Genomic DNA, 16,527 nt, shown 5'->3' with positions numbered 1-16,527 from the left:
TCCGCAGAGCCTCAACAGTACCAAAGACGCCATGACCTCGCGCGGTGCGAAATACTGGTCCACCGGGACCATTCCGCTGATCGCTCCCGATCTGCTGGGGTCGATCATCTCGTCGGCCTCGGACATCGCCGTGGTCGTCTCGGACATGGGACAGATCCTTTCGGTGCTGGTGAACCCGCAGCAGAAGGGGCTCGACGTCCAGGAGGACTGGAACGGGCTCGACATGCGCGAGGTGCTGACGCCCGAGTCGGCCACCAAGCTGGAGCGCCGCCTGGCCGAGTTCGCCAGCGGGGTCGAGAACGACAAACCGCTGGAGCTGAACCACCGCGGTTCGTCCGGGCTGCAATTTCCCATCCGCTACAGCTTTCACCAGGTCGGGCCGGACGGCGCCATCCTGCTTCTGGGCCGCGACCTGCGCCCCATCGCCGAGATGCAGCAGCAGCTGGTCGAAGCCCAGCTGGCGCTGGAGCGGGACTACGAGCTGAACCGCGACATCGCCACGCGGATGCGCGTGCTGCTGGATATCAGCCGCGACGCCATCGCCTTCGTCGCGCTGAACACCGGGCGTATCACCGACCTGAACGGATCGGCCGCGCAGATCCTGGGGGGATCGGTCGAGGACCTGAAAGGCGCCGCCTTCGCCGACGAGCTGACGGGCGGCGCGGGCACCGACGTGCTGGACCAGCTGGCGCGCGCGGGGCGCAGCGATGGCGCCGCGCGGACCGAACTGACGGCGCGGCGCACGCGCACGCCGCTGATGGTCGGCGTCACGCTGTTCCGCGCGGCCGGCGAGCGGATGCTGGTCTGCCGGATGGACCGCGCCGACCATGCCGCCGCCGGGACCCAGGCCCTGAACGACAACCTGGCGCGGCTGTATGACAGCTGCGCGGAAGGCATCGTGGTCACCGACCGGTCGGGACAGATCGTGTCGGCCAATGACGGCTTCCTCGATTTGGCGGACCTGGACAATTCCGGGCTGGCCCTGGGCCGGAACCTGTCGGATTTCCTGGTGCGGGGCGGCGTCGACCTGAAGGTGATGTCCGACAACGCGGTGCGCAACGGCCAGATCAAGCTTTACGCGACCCGGTTCCGGACCGACGTGGGCGTCGAACTGCCGGTCGAGATCTCGGTCAGCTATCTCGACGACGCAGAAAGCCCGATGCTGGGATTCATCCTGCGCGACGGCACCCGCAACGAAGCCCCCCGCGCCGCGCCCGGTGGGGTGGACGACGACACCATGCGCTCGATCCGCGAACTGGTGGGCACCGCTTCGCTGAAGGAGCTGGTGGGCGAAACCTCGGACGTGGTCGAGAAGATGTGCATCGAGACCGCGGTCGAGCTGACCGGCAACAACCGCGTTGCGGCCGCCGAAATGCTGGGCCTCTCGCGCCAGTCGCTCTACGTGAAGTTGCGGAAATACGGCCTGCTGGCGCGCAACGACGACTGAGCCGCCCTCGGGCCCTCCTGAAATCGCGATCCAAGGAAAGGAATGATCGAGCATGACCGATCAGGCACATCGAGTCGTTTTGGCCGCCCGTCCCCAGGGTGAGGCGACGCTGGACGACCTGCGGCACGAGGCGTTCGACCCGCCCGCCCCCGGCGACGGCGAGGTCGCGCTGCGCACCATCTGGCTGTCGCTGGACCCCTACATGCGCGGCCGCATGGACGACGCGAAAAGCTACGCCAAGCCGGTCAGCCTTGGCGAGGTGATGACCGGCCAGACCGTGGGCGAGGTGACGGCGTCCAATCACCCCGACTTCGCCCCCGGTGACATCGCCACGGGCATGACCGGCTGGACCAGCCACGCGGTGATGCCCGGCGACGAGCTGCGCAAGCTGGACCCGTCCCGCGCGCCCGTGCAGGCGGCGCTGGGTGTGCTGGGCATGCCGGGCCTGACGGCCTGGGTCGGCGTCAACGACATCCTCGAGGCGCAATCGGGCCAGACCTTGCTGATCTCGGCCGCCACGGGCGCCGTGGGCACGGTCGCGGGACAGGTTGCCAAGGCCAAGGGCTGCCGCGTCGTCGGCGTCGCCGGCGGCCCCGAGAAATGCGACTTCGCCACGTCCGAGCTGGGCTACGACGCCTGCATCGACCACCATGCCCACGCCGATGGCCGCGCCATGGCCGAGGCCATCGCCAAGGTCGCGCCGGACGGCGTGGACGGCTATTTCGAGAATGTCGGCGGCAAGACTCTGGCCGGGGCCATCCAGAACATGAACGATTTCGGCCGCATCGCCATCTGCGGCATGGTCGCGTGGTACGGCGGTCAGAACCTGGACCAGGGGCCGATGGGCCCGGTGCTGTGGCGCAACATGCTGACCCGCAAGCTGACCGCGCGCGGGTTCATCATCTTCGACCACTGGCACCGCTTCCCCGACTTCCTGGACGAGGTCGCACCGATGGTCGCCGATGGCCGCGTGAGCTACCGCGAGAGCGTGACCGAGGGGCTGGAATACGCGCCCAAGGCCTTCCTCGACATGCTGAAGGGCGGCAATTTCGGCAAGACGCTGGTGCGGGTCGGCGCCGACCCCTAAACCTCGGGTTGTATCCTGTCGCCGCGCGTCCCATGCTGCGGCGACAGGAGGACAAAATGCTGAAAAAACTGACATTTACCGCCGCCGTCGCGGCCCTTCCGGCGTGGGCGGACCACCCGATCGACGTGGTCCGCCCCGACGCGCCCGCCCTTGCCGCCTTCGGCGACCGAGTGATCGGCGTGCGCACCATGACCTTCACGCGCGAGGGCGTGGTCGACGTGCTGAACGCGACCGAGGACGCGCAGCCGACCTATGACCGCGACCTGACCGTCGAGATATGGTACCCCGCCGCCGAAGGGACCGAGCCCGGCGGCACCTACGAGGCCACGCTGCGCGACGGCGAAACGACGACCACCCTCACGGGCCGCGCGGCCCGCGACGCTGCGCCGGCCAGTGGCGAGACCTTCCCCCTGGTCCTGATCTCGCATGGCTATCCCGGCAACCGCTTCCTCATGAGCCACCTGGGCGAGAACCTGGCGTCCAAGGGATATGTCACGGCGTCGATCGACCACACCGACAGCACCTATTCCGACATGGCCGCGTTCGGCTCGACCCTCTACAACCGCCCGCAGGACCAGGCCTTCGTGCTGGACCAGATGGCAGGGCTGGAGGGTGAGCTCGGCGCGATCATCGACGGCGACACCGCCGGGCTGATCGGATATTCCATGGGCGGCTACGGGGCGCTGATCTTCGCAGGCGCGGGTCTGGACGCCGCGCCGCTGGACCTGGCCTACGCCCCACCGGGTGGCCTGCTGGAAGAGCTGCAAGTTGGTGCAGACCGGCACGAAAGCCTGTCCGACGAGCGGCTGAAGGCCGTGATCGCCATCGGCCCCTGGGGGCGCAACCGCGATTTCTGGAGCGCCGAGGGCCTGTCGCAGATCGACCTGCCGCTGATGATCATGGCGGGGAGCGTCGACGACGTATCGGTCTACGACGACATGCGCACGATCTTCGAAGAGACCACCGGCACCCGCCGTCACCTGCTGACCTTCGAGGACGCGAACCACAACGCCGCCGCGCCCATGCCCGCGCCCCCCGAGGCGATGGATCCCGACCTGGGCATCTTCAGCCACTACGGCGACGCGGTCTGGGACAATCGCCGCATGAACAACATCGCCCAACATTTCGCGACGGCCTTCATGGACCTGCACCTGAAGGGCGACAGCGCCAAGGCGGACTACCTCGACCTGGTCGAGAACGCGTCGGACGGCGTCTGGTCGGTGAACGACGACGGGACCGAACAGGACGACCACACCTACTGGGAAGGCTTCCCCGAGCGCACGGCGGTGGGCCTGCGGTTCGAAACGCGCGACGCCGAGTAAGGGACTATCCAAGATAGTCTTCCGCACATCATCTTCGGATCTTGTGCGGGACGCCGCCTAGCGCGGCATCGGCGTGGCGGCCTTGTTATAGGCGCTCCAATCCTCGATCTCGGGATAGTTCTGCCGCCGCCACGCCCGCACCCGCGGGTTCATCATCCTCCGCCACAGGGGCGGGATCATCGCCACCATCGTCATCACCGGGTAGCCCGCCGGCAGCTGCGGCGCCTCGTCCGCCGAATAGTTCTGAAGCAGCGGATAGGGCCGGTCGGGCTTGAAATGGTGGTCCGAGTGGCGTTGCAGGTTGATGAGCAGCCAGTTCGACGCCCGCTGCGCCGCGTTCCACGAATGGCGCGGCTGCACGTGCTCGTATTTCCCGCCGCCCAGGTGTTTCCGCGTCAGCCCGTAGTGCTCGACGTAGTTCACGAGCTCCAGCTGCCAGATCGCCACGCCCGCCTGCACCAGCAGCCACAGAACCCCCTCGAACCCGCCCAGCAGCAGCGCCAGCGACGCGAACCCGGCCTGAAGCGCCCAGTAGCGCCAGAAGGGGTTGCGCGCGTCCCACCACGGGCGGCCCCGCCGGGCCTGCATGGCCGCCTCGGCGCGGAAGGCAGAGCGGAAGCACTGCCACAAGACGCGCGGATAGTAGCGGTGAAAGCCCTCGTTGTAGCGGGCCGAGACCGGGTCGCGCGGCGTGCCGACATAACGGTGATGGACCAGCAGGTGCTCGGACCGGAAATGCGAGTAGAACACCATCGCCAGCAGCAGGTCCGCCATCCAACGCTCCAGCCGCGAGCGCTGGTGCATCAGCTCGTGACTGTAGTTGATGCCGACGGTCCCGGACACGATGCCGAGCCCGAAGAAGATGCCGAACTTCTCCCACCCGCTCAGTGTGGGGTCGCGGGTGACGAGGTAGATCGCGCCGAAGATCAGGATGAATTGCAGCGGGAACCAGATCAGCGTGATCAGCCGGTACCAGAACAGTTGCGCATCCGGGGTCTCGGGGTCCTCGTTCGCCTCGTTCAGGCCGGCAAAGCTGTCGATGATCGAGAACAGGTACCAGGTGACGGCGGGCATGAGCAGGACCCACCATCCGCCCTCGACGGTGATGAACACCGCGATGGGGATCAGCGCCACCGACAGCCAGAAGGGCAGTGCCTTGGTTACTCGCGACATCTCGGACATCCGTGCGGGGAACAGCTTGCGCGCAATATGCCCCCGCCCGCGCCGTCACTCAATCGGCGGCAGTGTCGCGGCAGCCAGATCGTAGGCTTTGCGCATCACCGTGGGCAGGTCGGCCGGGCGGAAGCTGTCGCGCGGGACGAAACGGCCGCGGTCGGGCGTGACGTCACCGACCTGAGCGACGCGGAGCGACAGCGACAGGTGGAAGTGGGTGAAGGTATGGCGCACCTCGGCGCCCGGGTCGGTCCAGTCGGCGGCCAGGGGTGGCGCGTGGTCCGGCACCGCTTCGGCCCAATCGCTGCCCGGCCAGCCCAGCATGCCGCCCAGCAGCCCCTTCTCGGGCCGCGTTTCCAAGAGCCACGCCCCGTCGCGCCGCCGCGCGAGGTAGGCAACGCCCTGGCGCACCGGCCTGGCGGCCTTGGGTCGCTTGCGCGGCAGCTCCGACTGGAGGCCCATCGCCCGCGCGCGGCACGGGCCCGACCACGGGCAGATTCCGCAGGCCGGGCTGCGCGGCGTGCAGATCGTCGCGCCGAGGTCCATCACCGCCTGCGCGTAATCCCCGGGCCGCGCTTCTGGCGTCAGGTCCGCGGCCAGCGCGGTCAGCTCGGGCTTGGCATCGGGCAAGGGCGTCTCGACGGCATGGAGCCGGGCTATCACCCGTTCGACATTGCCATCCACCACGACCGACGACCGGTCGAAGGCGATCGCCGACACGGCAGCAGCGGTGTATGGGCCGATCCCCGGAAGTTTCAGAAGCGCTTCGTAGGTGTCAGGAAACCGCCCGGCATGCTCGGACGCGACGACGCGGGCACATTTCAGCAGGTTCCGGGCGCGGGCGTAGTATCCCAGCCCCGCCCAGGCGGCCATGACATCGGCATCCTCGGCCGCCGCGAGGTCGGTCACCTTGGGCCAGATCCGCGTGAACTTGAGGAAGTAATCCCGCACCGCCGCCACGGTGGTCTGCTGCAGCATGATCTCGCTCAGCCACACCGCGTAGGGGTCGGGGCGTACACCACGGGCGCGATCGGCGGGCGACACGCGCCACGGCATGGTCCGCGCGTGGCGGTCGTACCAGTCCAAAAGCTCGGTACTGAGGTTCATGGCGCTGTCGTCACGCAAGTTTTATGCTCTCCCAACGCATTCCCGGCTGGTCCGAATCCGGCCCCGCCCATAGATACGGCATATGGCAACGACACCCCATCGGCGACCCTACCGTCGCAGCGCGCAGCGCGCCTCGACCCTGCTCGAGCAGCAGATCCGCCGCGTGGGCGAAAGCCGGGGCTTTGCCGTCAGCCGCCTGCTGACCCACTGGCCCGAAATCGCCGGCCCCGACATCGCCGCGATCGCGCGGCCCGTCAACGTGCGCTACGGTCGCGGCAGCATGGGCGCGACCCTGACCGTGCTGACCACCGGCGCGCAGGCCCCGATGCTGGAAATGCAGAAGGACAAGCTGCGCGAGCGGGTCAATGCCTGCTACGGCTACAACGCCATCAGCCGCATCCGCATCACCCAGACCGCGCCCACCGGATTTTCCGACGGCGCGGTTGAATTCACCCCGGCGCCGAAGCAGGCGCCACGTCAACCCACACCGCAGGCCGTCACCGCGGCCCGCGCCAGCACGTCCGACGTGACCGATCCGGGCCTGCGCGCCGCGCTGGAACGGTTGGGCAGCCACGTGCTGGACACGACACCTACCCCGAAAGGACCCAAATAATGAACAAGATCGTCCCCGCCATCGCAGCCGCCGCCGTACTGGGCGCCGGCGCTTGGTATTTCTCGACCACCCCCGGCGGCGCGCCCGGCGCCACGTCCTTCCAGGTCGAGGCCCAGGAAAGCAGCGAGGCCGATCTGTCGCTGGTGCAGGAAATGTCGATGGGCAACCCCGACGCCGACGTGACCGTCATCGAGTACGCGTCCTTCACCTGCCCCCATTGCCGCACCTTCCACGACAACGTCTTCGACGACCTGAAGGAAAACTACATCGACCCGGGCAAGATCAACTTCATCTACCGCGAGGTCTATTTCGACCGCTACGGCCTGTGGGCCGGGATGGTGGCCCGCTGTGCCGGGCCCGATCGCTATTTCGGGATCGCCGACCTGATCTACGAACGGCAGAGCGAATGGGCCCAGGGCGAGCCCGCGCAGATCGCGCAGAACCTGCGCCAGATCGGCGAGACGGCCGGACTCGGCGATGATCAGCTGGACGCCTGCCTGAACGACGCCGCCAAGGCCCAGGCCCTGGTCGCCACCTACGAGCAGAACGCCGCCGCGGACAATATCCGCGCGACGCCGAGCTTCGTGATCGACGGCGAGAACTACTCGAACATGAACTACGCCGACTTCTCGGCGATCCTGGACGAGAAGCTGGCCGACTAAGCCTCGAACAGCCGCGCCAGGGCCGTATCGAACGGTTCCGGCGCGGCGATCTCGAGCCGCACCGGCAGGGTCAGAACCTTGGTGCGAAAGCTTTGCGGCAGGCGCACGGCGTCCTTCTCGGTCGTGACCAGCTGGGCGTTCATCTCGCGCGCGTCGCGTTCCAGCCGGGCCATCAGCGCGGGCGACAAGGCCTGATGATCCTCCAGCGGCTCGGCGTGGATCAACTCGGCGCCGAGCCCCCGCAGCGTATCGAAGAATTTCTGCGGCCGGCCGATCCCGGCGAAGGCAAGGGCGCGCAACCCCTGCCATGGCATGCCTGTCGGCAACGGGGCCAGCCGCGCGGCGACCACCGGCAAATCCACGCCCTGCCCCCACCGAAGGGCGAAGTCCCGCTGCGCGTCTTCGTCGCCGATGGCCAGCACCAGGTCGGCGCGGGCGAGCCCGGCGGCCACCGGCTCACGCAGGGGGCCCGCGGGCAGGACACGGCCGTTGCCGAAGCCGGTGGCGGCGTCCACCACGACAATGGACAGGTCCTTGTCCAGACCCGGGTTCTGCAGCCCGTCATCCATCACCACCACGTCGGCGCCCGCGGAAACCGCCGCGCGGGCGGCGGCGGCGCGGTCGCGGCCCACCCAGACCGGGCAGAAGGCCGACAGCAGCAGCGGCTCGTCCCCCACGGCGGCGGCGTCGTGAATGGCGGGATCCACGCGCAACGTCTCGCGCTGCCGTCCGCCGTAGCCGCGCGAGACGACATGCGGCGCCCGCCCCATGGACTGAAGCCGCTGCACGACATGGATGACCGTGGGTGTCTTGCCGGTGCCGCCCGCGTTGATGTTGCCGATGCAGATCACCGGCGCCTCGACGCGCGCACCGGGGCGGGCCACCCGGCGCGCGGTGGCGCTGGCGTAGAGCGCGCCCAGCGGCGCCAGCACCCGGGCCTGCCAGCCGGGGCTGTCGGGCGGGCGGTTCCAGAAGGCGGGCGGACGCATCAGGCGGGCTCCTTCAGGGCGCGCACGGCGCGATCCAGCGCGGCCAGCACCGTGTGGGACGCCTCGGCCCCGCGCGTCAGGACGTCCCAGGCGCGGTGGGCGAAGGCGGCGGCACGGTCGGGCACCAGCATCTGTTCGACCGCCTGGCCCAGCGCGTCCGATCTCAGGACGATCTGCGCCGCCTGCGCCTGGTCCAGCGCCGACAGCGTGCGCTGGTAGTCGCCGCCCATGGGGCCGTGGATCACGACCGACCCCAGCGCCGCGGGAATAGCCGGGTCGCAATCACCGCCGCCGCTGAGCGTGCCGCCCATGTAGGTGATCGAGGCGAGCCGCGCCCAGAGCCCGATCTCGCCCGGGTCGTCGGCGATCAGCACCTGGCAGTCGGGGGCGGGTTCGTCGCCGACCGACCGCAGGGCGACACGCATCCCCATGTTTTGCAGGCGATCCGCGAGGGCCAGGCCCGCCACGGGATCGGCAAGCTCGAGGATCAGCAACAGCCGGTGCGACAGCTGCGCGGCCGCGCGATGGGCGGCGAGCACGGCGTCGACCTCGGCCGGGGGCGTGGCGGCCGAAAGCCACACAGGCCGCGACGCCAGCAGCCGGGTCATGTCGTCGAGATCACTGGCGATGACCGGCGGTGGCACGGGCGTGGTCGCCAGTGGCCCGAGTGGGCGCACCACGTCCGACAGCCGGGGATCGTCGCGGGTGGCATGCACCAGAACGAAGTGATCCAGCGGCCGCACCAATGCGATGGCGTGGCGTCCCGGATCGGCGTCGATGGCCACTTGCGCGATCCCGCGGAAGTGACATTCCTCCCACGTGATGGGCCATGGGTCGGGTCCGGAAAATAAAGCAATATCAGGATCCCAGTGATTGAGAAAGGCCAGCGCGCCGCCGCGCGTGTCGACGGGTTGCGAGCCAAGCACGAGGTCGGGGCGCCACGGCTCCTGGTCGCCGGTGACGAGGATGTTGAGCTCGGGGAAGCGGCGCGACAGGGCGTCGATCACCAGTGTCACGCCGGGGCGCGGGCCGCCGTCGCAGAATTGCGCCCAAAGCAGAGGACCTTCGGGCCGCTGGCCAGAATCGGGCGTCGGGGCGAGCGGCGCGGGCGTGGCGCGGCGGACGGCCAGGCGATGGCGCAGGAGGGAAAGCGAGAACGCCATGGGCCGGTTCAGCGCGGCCGGGCGGCGATGCGGGTCGGGGGGCGCTGATCCATGGGCGGGCTCCTGCGGTTGGGGCGCGAGGGTACGCCAGCGGCCCGCCGGGTCAAGTGACCGCCCGGTGTCCCGCCCGTGTGCACCGCCGGTGCCGCAACCGTCCCCCGCCCGTGCGCCACGCGTGCCGCAACCGTGCGCCGTTCGGCACGGGCCGTGCAGACGGGGTCGGCGTCCCGATGCCCTTTGTGCACCTCCCGTGCACAGTGGGTCGGACATATGGTGCACGTCCGATCGGCGATTTCCTCAAAGCGCTTATCGCGGGCCGTCATGCGTGACGGCTGGCTGACCGAAGGCTCGGGCTGCCCGACGTTCGCGCCGTCCGGGGATCGCGCATCCGATGGCCCACGACCCTAGGCCAGCCGCGACAGGATCTCGCCGTGCAGCGCCGGGTTCGCGGCCAGGACGCCGTCGGTCTGCCGCCCGGGCGAGTTGAACCGCAGCGCGGCCCCGCGGCGGTCGGTGACCGTGGCCCCGGCCTCGGCCGCGATCAGCACGCCGGCGGCGATGTCCCATTCCCACGCGTCGCGCAGGGTGATCATCGCGTCGAACCGGCCTTGCGCCACCACCGCCAGCCGATAGGCCATCGAGGGGCGGAAATGCTTCGAGAACCCCGGCACGCCGTCGCGCCAGTGGCGGTCGGCATAGGTGCCCTTGGACGTGATCAGCCGCGCGCCCTCGGCCCCCGCCGTGGCGGTGACCGACAGCGCGGAATTCGCGTCGCCCGCGACGATCAGGCGTGCGCCCTGTCCCTGCCCCGCCACGTAGGTCAGGCCCTTGGCCGGCATGTGGATCACCGCGTCGGTAACCGTGCCGCCGCTGGCCACGGCGAGGCTGAGCGCCCAGTTCTCCTGCCCCGACAGATACGCGCGGGTGCCGTCGATGGGATCGACGATGAAACAGCGCTCGCGCTCCAGCCGCGCAGCGTCGTCTGGGGTTTCCTCGCTGAGCCAGCCGTAGCCGGGGCGCGCGGCGGTCAGGGTGCGGCGCAGGTCGGTGTCGACCTCGATATCGGCCTCGGACACGGGCGTGCCGTCGGACTTGGTCTCGGTCTCGGGGTCTTCCCGCCAGTGCGACATGGCGATCTCGCCCGCGTCGCGCGCGGCCGCCAGCAGAAGGTCGAGGTCAGTCGCCGGCAAGTGTCAGGCCTTCGACCAGAAGCGACGGCACCACCCGGCTGAGATGCGTGCGCGCGTCGTTCGCGGGCCGGATCCGGGGCAGCATGTCGCGCAGGTTGCCCGCCAGCGTGATCTCGTTCACCGGGTAGGCGATCTCGCCCCCTTCGACCCAGAAGCCCGACGCCCCCCGGCTGTAATCGCCGGTGTTGGGGTTGATGGTCGAGCCGATCATCGAGGTGACGAGCAGGCCTGTGCCGATCTCGGCCATCAGGTCCGCCCGGGACTGGGTGCCCTGCGTCAGCGCGAGGTTGGTGACCGACGGCTGCGGCGGGGCGCCGGTGCCGCGCGCGGCGTTGCCGGTGCTGGGCAGCCCCAGCTTGCGGCCCGTGGCCAGGTCCAGCGTCCAGCCGGTGAGGATGCCATCCTCGACGATGGCGCGACGCTGGCGCGGCAGGCCCTCGCCGTCGAAGGGACGCGACCCCGACACGCGGGGGCGGAACGGATCCTCGACCAGGTCGATGCCCCTGGGCAGGATCTGCTGGCCCAGCAGGTCGCGCGCCCAGCTTGAGCCGCGCGCGATGGCGGTGCCGTTGATGGCCATGACGAGGTTGCCGATCAGCGACGACGCGATCCGTTCATCGAAGATCACCGGGTAGGCGCCCGTCTTGGCGCGCCGCGCGCCCTGGAGCGCTACGGCCCGTTCGCCCGCGATGACGCCGATGCCGTGCGGGTCGGGCAGGTCGGCCGCGTAGACGCGGGATTCGCCGTTGTAGTCCCGCTCCATCCCCGTGCCATCGCCGCTGATGGCGACGGCGGAATACGAGGTCGAGCTGCGGCGGTATCCGCCCGAGAAGCCGTTGGTGGCGGCCAGGTGGATCTCGGCCCAGCCGTGCCCGGCCGAGGCCGATTGCACCTGCGTCACCCCGTCGATGGAGGCGGCCCCGGATTCGAGCGCCAGCGCGGCGTCCTGAAGCGCGGCGGGGGCGGGCTCGTCCGCCGGGTCGACAAGGTCGAGCGCGGCGGCGTCCCAGTCGGTGGCAAGCTGCGAGGGGTCGGCCAGGCCCGCGCCCGGATCCTCGGGCGCGAGGCGGGCCATGGTGACCGCACGTTCGGCCATCTCGGCGATGGTGGCGTCGGTCAGGTCCGAGGCCGACACGCAGGACTGCCGCCGCCCGATCAGCACGCGCAGCCCGATATCGGTGCCCTCCGAGCGTTCGGCCTGTTCCAGCGCGCCGCCGCGCACGTCGATGCCGATGGACGCCTCGCGCACCGCGATGGCATCGGCGGCTTCGGCCCCGGCCTTCAGGGCGGCGTCGAGCAGGCGGGCGGTCAGCTGGTCGAGCGGAGCGGGCATCGTCGGTCCTTTGCGTCGGGATCCACCGCAGGTAGCCCGCCCGGCGCCCTGCCGCAAGACCGCCGCCCGCGCCCGGTCAGCGCAGGCGGGTGCCGTTGACCGAGATCGCGCCGTCGGGGCCGAAGGTCACGTCGCTGCGCAGGCCCTCGCCGTCGGGCTCGGGTTCGGTGAGGAACATCAGCCCCATGCGCGCGCCCACGTCCTGGCCCGGCGGCAGCAGGCCGGTCTGGCCCAGGTCGCCGATCAGCTCCAGCAGGCCGGTGCCGATGAAGCTGAGCTGCCCGCTGCGCGCCGGGGGGTCCAGCGGCGCGGTGACGCTGCCGCCGCCGGTGATGCTTGCGCCCAGCGCCGACAGGCTCAGCGTCTCGAGCGTCAGTTCGGACAGCTCGTAGGCCAGGGGCACCGGCAGTCCCGGATGCACCAGCTGACCCGTGCCGCTGATCTCGGCGGTCAGGTTCAGCGGCGTGCGGGCGAGAAACCCGGAGGGATCGAACGTCTCCCAGGCCGTCTCGGACGGGGCCAGTGCGTCGACCGACAGCGACAGGCCAAGCTCGGTCTGTTCATCCTCGGCTGCCACCCCGGGGATCGTGCCCGACCATTCGAGACGGTCGAGCGTGCCCAGCACCTGGACCGGCGCGCCCGGGGCCAGGGCAGCGGACAGCTCCACGCCGCCGAGCGTGCCCTCGGTGCCCTGCCGCGCCGGCGCGGAGCGCGTGGCGATCGAGGTTTCGGCGATCGCCAGCTCGACCGCTTCGGCACCGCCGCCCAGCCCGCCGGTCAGCCGCACCAGGATATCCTGCGTGGACTGCTCGGCCTCGAACGCTCCGGCGCCGCTTTCTCCGCCGCTGGCGAACAGCCCGGCCACGGTTTCGGCGCGCGTGGTTCCTTCGGACGGGCCGGTGACCAGCTGGAAATTGACGGTCCCCGAGTCGCCCGGGAAAAGGCCGGTGACGCCGACGCCTTCGGACCGGCTGGACACGGTCAGCGCGTCGGGCGCGAGCTCGAGCGTGGTCTCGGCGCCGTTGACCAGCGCCTCGATCGGGGCGGGCAGCTCCGGCCCCTCGACCCGGAGCGGCAGCGTGGGCGACAGCGCGTCGTAGCTCAGCGTCCCGTCCGCGCGGCTGACCGTGACCTCGGTCGTCTCGAGATCGAGGATCACCGCGACATCGGGCATGTCGTCCCGCGAAATCGTGGCCGATCCGGGCACCCGGATCGCCACCGTACCATCGGACCGGTCCGTCATCTCGACCCGGTCGATGGCCAAGACCGTCCGGCCGCCGTCGTCATCCGCGATCTCGACCGAAAGGTCCGCGAGCGACAGGTCCGAGCCGTCGCGGTCGACCTTGGCCGTGGTGGTCACGCCCGGGCCGCCATCCTGCCAGGCCGCCCAGATCTCGTCGGCGGTGACCTGGGCGAGGGCGGCGTGGGGCAGGATCAGGCAGGCGGCGGGCAGAAGGGCGCGCGTGGAAAACATGGCGGACTTTCGGATAGGCTGCAGGGCGTGGTCCACGATGGGCGCGGCGCGGCGCGCGGTCAAGCGCGGGGTCGCGTGGTGCGGCTGTCGCCGCGGCGATCCGGCGGAGGGATCGCGTTCCCGTTGGACGGGCCGGGCCGCGTGCCCTAGCCTTTGACCCGAGGCGCGACGCGCGCAGAGGCAAGGTCGAAGGAGCACGGTGATGGGCAAGATGGACGGCAAGGTCGTGATGGTGACGGGGGCCAGCCGCGGCATCGGCGCGGCGGCGGCGCGGGAATTCGTGGCCGAGGGCGCCAAGGTGGCCCTTCTGGCGCGTTCCGGCGACGAGATCGGCGCCATCGCGGGCGAACTGGGGGCCGACAACGCGCTGGCGATCCCCTGCGACATCAGCCGCTACTGGGAAATGCGCGCCGCCGTGGATGCCTGCGTGGGGACCTTCGGGCAGCTGGACGTGCTGATCAACAACGCGGGCGTGATCGAGCCGATCTCGCACCTGTCGCAGGCCGACCCCGAAGCTTGGGGGCAAGTCATCGACATCAATCTCAAGGGGGTCTTCAACGGGATGCGCGCTGCGATGCCCACCATGATCTCGGCGGGCGGCGGGACGATCATCACGATCTCGTCCGGCGCGGCGCATGGCCCGGTCGAGGGGTGGTCGCATTACTGTGCGTCCAAGGCCGGCGCGGCGATGCTGACACGCTGCGCCGACAAGGAGGCCCGCGAGAGCGGCGTGCGCGTCATGGGCCTGTCGCCCGGCACCGTGGCCACCGACATGCAGCGCGAGATCAAGGCGTCGGGCGTCAACCCGGTCAGCCAGCTGGACTGGTCCGAGCACATCCCCCCCGAATGGCCCGCCAAGGCGCTGGTCTGGATGGCTGGCCCCGAGGGCGACGACTTCCTGGGCGAGGAGATCTCGCTGCGTGACGAAGGGATCCGCGCCCGCGTCGGCCTGACCGGATGAGCGACCACGTGCGCGTGACGCACGCCGCGGGCCGCGTGACGATCACGCTGGACCGGCCGGGCAAGGCCAACGCCCTGACCGAGGAGATGCTGGACGCCGTGGCCCGCGCCGCCGGGACGGCGGACGCCCCGGTGCTGGTGATCACCGGCGCGGGGGGCGTGTTCAGCGCGGGCGCCGACCTGGAGGCCGCGCGCGCGGGGCTGGCGACATCGGCCGCGTGGGAACGCGCGTCGGGCGCCATCGCCGCCTTCCCCGGTCTCAGCATCGCGGCGCTGAACGGTCCGTGCGCGGGCGGCGCCATGGGGATGATGCTGGCCTGCGACCTGCGCGTCGCGGTGCCCGGCGCACGGTTCTTCTACCCGGTGATGAAGCTGGGGTTCCTGCCGCAGCCCTCGGACCCCGGGCGTCTGCGCGCGCTGGTGGGGCCGGCGCGCGCCAAGCTGATCCTCATGGGCGGCGCGCGGGTCACGGCGGACGAGGCGCTGGCCATGGGGCTGGTGGACCGGATCGCCGAGGATCTGGGGGCCGAGGTCGATGCGCTGTCGGCCGACGCGATGGCGGCGCGGGAGGGCCACGCGGCGGCGATCAAGGCCATGCTCGGGTGAGGGAAGACTGACTGCGCGTTCCGGCGCGAGCCTGACCCGGTCGGCCCCCTTCCCGAGTTTTGCCGTTAGCCCGGAGGGCCGCGCCCGGCCGCGGGCGGGAGCGAAGCGCCCGCCCAGGGGGGCGGTCGGGCGCTGCCCGGCGTGGCCGCCGGGCGGGTCTTCTGCTGGCAAAGGTCGGCGAGATCGGGTCGTGACCCATGGTCAGCCGTCCAGCCGGTCTTCCCCGCGCGGGAGGTCCAAGGAAGGGATCGCCAGCCCTAAAGGTATGAATTTAGCGCAAAGGGCCGCGCCCGGCCGCGGGCGGAAGCGAAGCGCCCGCCCATGGGGGCGGTCGGGCGCTGCCCGGCGTGGCCGCCGGGCGGGTCCCCTGGTGGCATAGGTTGGCGAGATCGGGCCGCGGCCCATGGTCAGCGGTCAAGCCGGTCTTCACCGCGCAGGAGGTCCGAGCGAGGGTTCACCAGACCGAAGGATTTAAGATCGGTGCAAAGGGCCGCGCCCGGCCGCGGGCAGCAGCGAAGTGGGCCGCATCCGCCCCGGGCTTGATCGAAGGACCACCCGACGCGGGCCGCCCCCTTACCGCCGGTTGCGCCCCGCCCGCCGGCCGCCCGGCGTCTTCGAGCGGAAGCCGGGCGGGCGCTTCGACACCCAGGCGATGAACCGTTCGATCCGGGGATGAGCGCGCAGCGCCTCGATGCTGGCGAAGTTGCGGGCGAGCTCGGCTTCGGAGAGCGTGGCGTGGATCTCGTTGTGGCAGATCTGGTGCAGCAGCACCGTGGGCCCGCCCTTGCCGCCGCGCAGCTTGGGGACCAGGTGGTGCGCGCTTTGCGGCACGTCGGGCGGGATCGGGCGCCCGCAGAGAGGGCAGATGGGATCGCTCATGGACTTGGACTTGCGGCGGCGGCCCCCGGGATCAAGCGCGGGAACCGGGCGCGGCGACCGGGGCTTGGGTCGGCATGACCGAAAGGCAATACTGGATCTCGGTGGCGTCGAAGGACCACCTGGACGCCGCGGTGGAGTCGGCGCTGGTGGTCTTCGGGCCGGGCCGCGACAGCGCGGCCGCGCGCCCGGCGCGGGGCGACTGGGTGGCCAGCTACGCGCCCGCCGAGACCATGGACCGCGACACGCCCGTGCGCCGCTTCGTCGCCATGGCGCGGATCGACGACGACACGCCCGAAAGCCGCCCGGTCAGCGATGGCGGGCAAGCCATGTCGCGCCGGGCGACCTATCACCACGACCATGATGCCGACATCTACGACCTGCTGGACGCGTTCTCGTTCGTTACCGACCGGTCGCATTGGGGGGTGCATTTCCACCGCTCGCTGTTCGAGGTGACAAAGGACGACATGCTGGCCATCGCGCGGGCCATGGGCGTAGATGGCCGCAAGTTGTAGCGAACGGGGA

The 16,527-nt window shown here is 70.6% G+C and carries 16 protein-coding genes; 8 read left to right on the top strand and 8 right to left on the bottom strand.

The features are described from left to right. The first annotated feature begins 31 nt into the window (after window positions 1-31). Genes ppsR through BMX96_RS16535 form a run of 3 tightly spaced genes read left to right on the top strand, consistent with a single transcriptional unit; the run spans window position 32 to window position 3,856 of the window. On the top strand, window positions 32-1,447 hold the full coding sequence (gene ppsR / locus BMX96_RS16545; protein ID WP_091846488.1) for a transcriptional regulator PpsR: 1,416 nt from the start codon (window positions 32-34) through the stop codon (window positions 1,445-1,447). A gap of 52 nt (window positions 1,448-1,499) precedes the next feature. Beyond that, window positions 1,500-2,534: an NADP-dependent oxidoreductase gene (locus BMX96_RS16540; protein WP_091846487.1), complete on the top strand. Its 1,035-nt coding sequence runs from the start codon at window positions 1,500-1,502 to the stop codon at window positions 2,532-2,534. A 56-nt stretch (window positions 2,535-2,590) separates the two neighbouring features. Next, on the top strand, window positions 2,591-3,856 hold the full coding sequence (locus BMX96_RS16535) for an alpha/beta hydrolase family protein (RefSeq protein WP_091846486.1): 1,266 nt from the start codon (window positions 2,591-2,593) through the stop codon (window positions 3,854-3,856). A 57-nt stretch (window positions 3,857-3,913) separates the two neighbouring features. Here BMX96_RS16535 and BMX96_RS16530 read toward each other — a convergent pair whose 3' ends face one another. Together BMX96_RS16530 and mutY are read right to left on the bottom strand one after the other, a co-directional pair. Continuing rightward, window positions 3,914-5,029: an alkane 1-monooxygenase gene (locus BMX96_RS16530; RefSeq protein ID WP_236737106.1), complete on the bottom strand. Its 1,116-nt coding sequence runs from the start codon at window positions 5,027-5,029 to the stop codon at window positions 3,914-3,916. 54 nt (window positions 5,030-5,083) lie between these two features. After that, window positions 5,084-6,136 carry an A/G-specific adenine glycosylase gene (gene mutY, locus BMX96_RS16525; RefSeq protein ID WP_091846484.1) on the bottom strand — a complete coding sequence of 351 codons (1,053 nt, stop codon included), beginning with the start codon at window positions 6,134-6,136 and terminating at the stop codon, window positions 5,084-5,086. An 82-nt stretch (window positions 6,137-6,218) separates the two neighbouring features. Here mutY and BMX96_RS16520 point away from each other — a divergent pair, with 82 nt between their 5' ends. Next, on the top strand, window positions 6,219-6,749 hold the full coding sequence (locus tag BMX96_RS16520; RefSeq protein WP_091846483.1) for a DUF721 domain-containing protein: 531 nt from the start codon (window positions 6,219-6,221) through the stop codon (window positions 6,747-6,749). Continuing rightward, a complete protein-coding gene (locus BMX96_RS16515) occupies window positions 6,749-7,411 on the top strand; it encodes a DsbA family protein (RefSeq protein ID WP_091846482.1) in 663 nt (220 codons plus the stop codon). Before BMX96_RS16520 ends, BMX96_RS16515 begins: the two co-directional genes overlap by 1 nt. On the opposite strand, the gene lpxK is transcribed toward BMX96_RS16515, so the two are convergent. The 5 genes from lpxK to BMX96_RS16490 all read right to left on the bottom strand — a co-directional run bounded on the left by lpxK (window position 7,408) and on the right by BMX96_RS16490 (window position 13,623). Beyond that, the gene (lpxK, locus tag BMX96_RS16510; protein ID WP_091846481.1) at window positions 7,408-8,400 is read right to left on the bottom strand and encodes a tetraacyldisaccharide 4'-kinase; all 993 of its coding nucleotides are present in this window, start codon (window positions 8,398-8,400) and stop codon (window positions 7,408-7,410) included. The two genes, BMX96_RS16515 and lpxK, sit on opposite strands and share 4 nt — an antisense overlap. Continuing rightward, a complete protein-coding gene (locus BMX96_RS16505; RefSeq protein ID WP_091846480.1) occupies window positions 8,400-9,563 on the bottom strand; it encodes a 3-deoxy-D-manno-octulosonic acid transferase in 1,164 nt (387 codons plus the stop codon). Before BMX96_RS16505 ends, lpxK begins: the two co-directional genes overlap by 1 nt. Window positions 9,564-9,967: 404 nt before the next feature. Then, window positions 9,968-10,753, bottom strand: coding sequence for a 3'(2'),5'-bisphosphate nucleotidase CysQ (locus BMX96_RS16500; RefSeq protein ID WP_091846479.1), 786 nt, complete (start codon window positions 10,751-10,753; stop codon window positions 9,968-9,970). Next, a complete protein-coding gene (locus BMX96_RS16495) occupies window positions 10,740-12,086 on the bottom strand; it encodes a TldD/PmbA family protein (protein ID WP_091846478.1) in 1,347 nt (448 codons plus the stop codon). Before BMX96_RS16495 ends, BMX96_RS16500 begins: the two co-directional genes overlap by 14 nt. 76 nt (window positions 12,087-12,162) lie before the next feature. Further along, window positions 12,163-13,623, bottom strand: coding sequence for a hypothetical protein (locus BMX96_RS16490; RefSeq protein ID WP_091846477.1), 1,461 nt, complete (start codon window positions 13,621-13,623; stop codon window positions 12,163-12,165). Window positions 13,624-13,762: 139 nt separating this feature from the next. Here BMX96_RS16490 and BMX96_RS16485 point away from each other — a divergent pair, with 139 nt between their 5' ends. Further along, window positions 13,763-14,521 carry an SDR family oxidoreductase gene (locus BMX96_RS16485; protein ID WP_407944676.1) on the top strand — a complete coding sequence of 253 codons (759 nt, stop codon included), beginning with the start codon at window positions 13,763-13,765 and terminating at the stop codon, window positions 14,519-14,521. Further along, a complete protein-coding gene (locus BMX96_RS16480) occupies window positions 14,518-15,126 on the top strand; it encodes an enoyl-CoA hydratase/isomerase family protein (RefSeq protein ID WP_091846476.1) in 609 nt (202 codons plus the stop codon). The genes BMX96_RS16485 and BMX96_RS16480 overlap by 4 nt, the downstream gene beginning before the upstream one ends. A 573-nt stretch (window positions 15,127-15,699) precedes the next feature. On the opposite strand, the gene BMX96_RS16475 is transcribed toward BMX96_RS16480, so the two are convergent. Beyond that, on the bottom strand, window positions 15,700-16,005 hold the full coding sequence (locus BMX96_RS16475) for an HNH endonuclease family protein (RefSeq protein WP_073127607.1): 306 nt from the start codon (window positions 16,003-16,005) through the stop codon (window positions 15,700-15,702). Between the two features lie 74 nt (window positions 16,006-16,079). Here BMX96_RS16475 and BMX96_RS16470 point away from each other — a divergent pair, with 74 nt between their 5' ends. Continuing rightward, the gene (locus tag BMX96_RS16470; protein ID WP_091846475.1) at window positions 16,080-16,517 is read left to right on the top strand and encodes an EVE domain-containing protein; all 438 of its coding nucleotides are present in this window, start codon (window positions 16,080-16,082) and stop codon (window positions 16,515-16,517) included. Window positions 16,518-16,527 lie beyond the last annotated feature (10 nt).

It is taken from the genome of Palleronia pelagia (assembly GCF_900110115.1).
Classification (GTDB): domain Bacteria; phylum Pseudomonadota; class Alphaproteobacteria; order Rhodobacterales; family Rhodobacteraceae; genus Palleronia; species Palleronia pelagia.
Note: the sequence above shows the minus strand (reverse complement) of the source record. Positions and strands in the feature narration are given on the sequence as shown.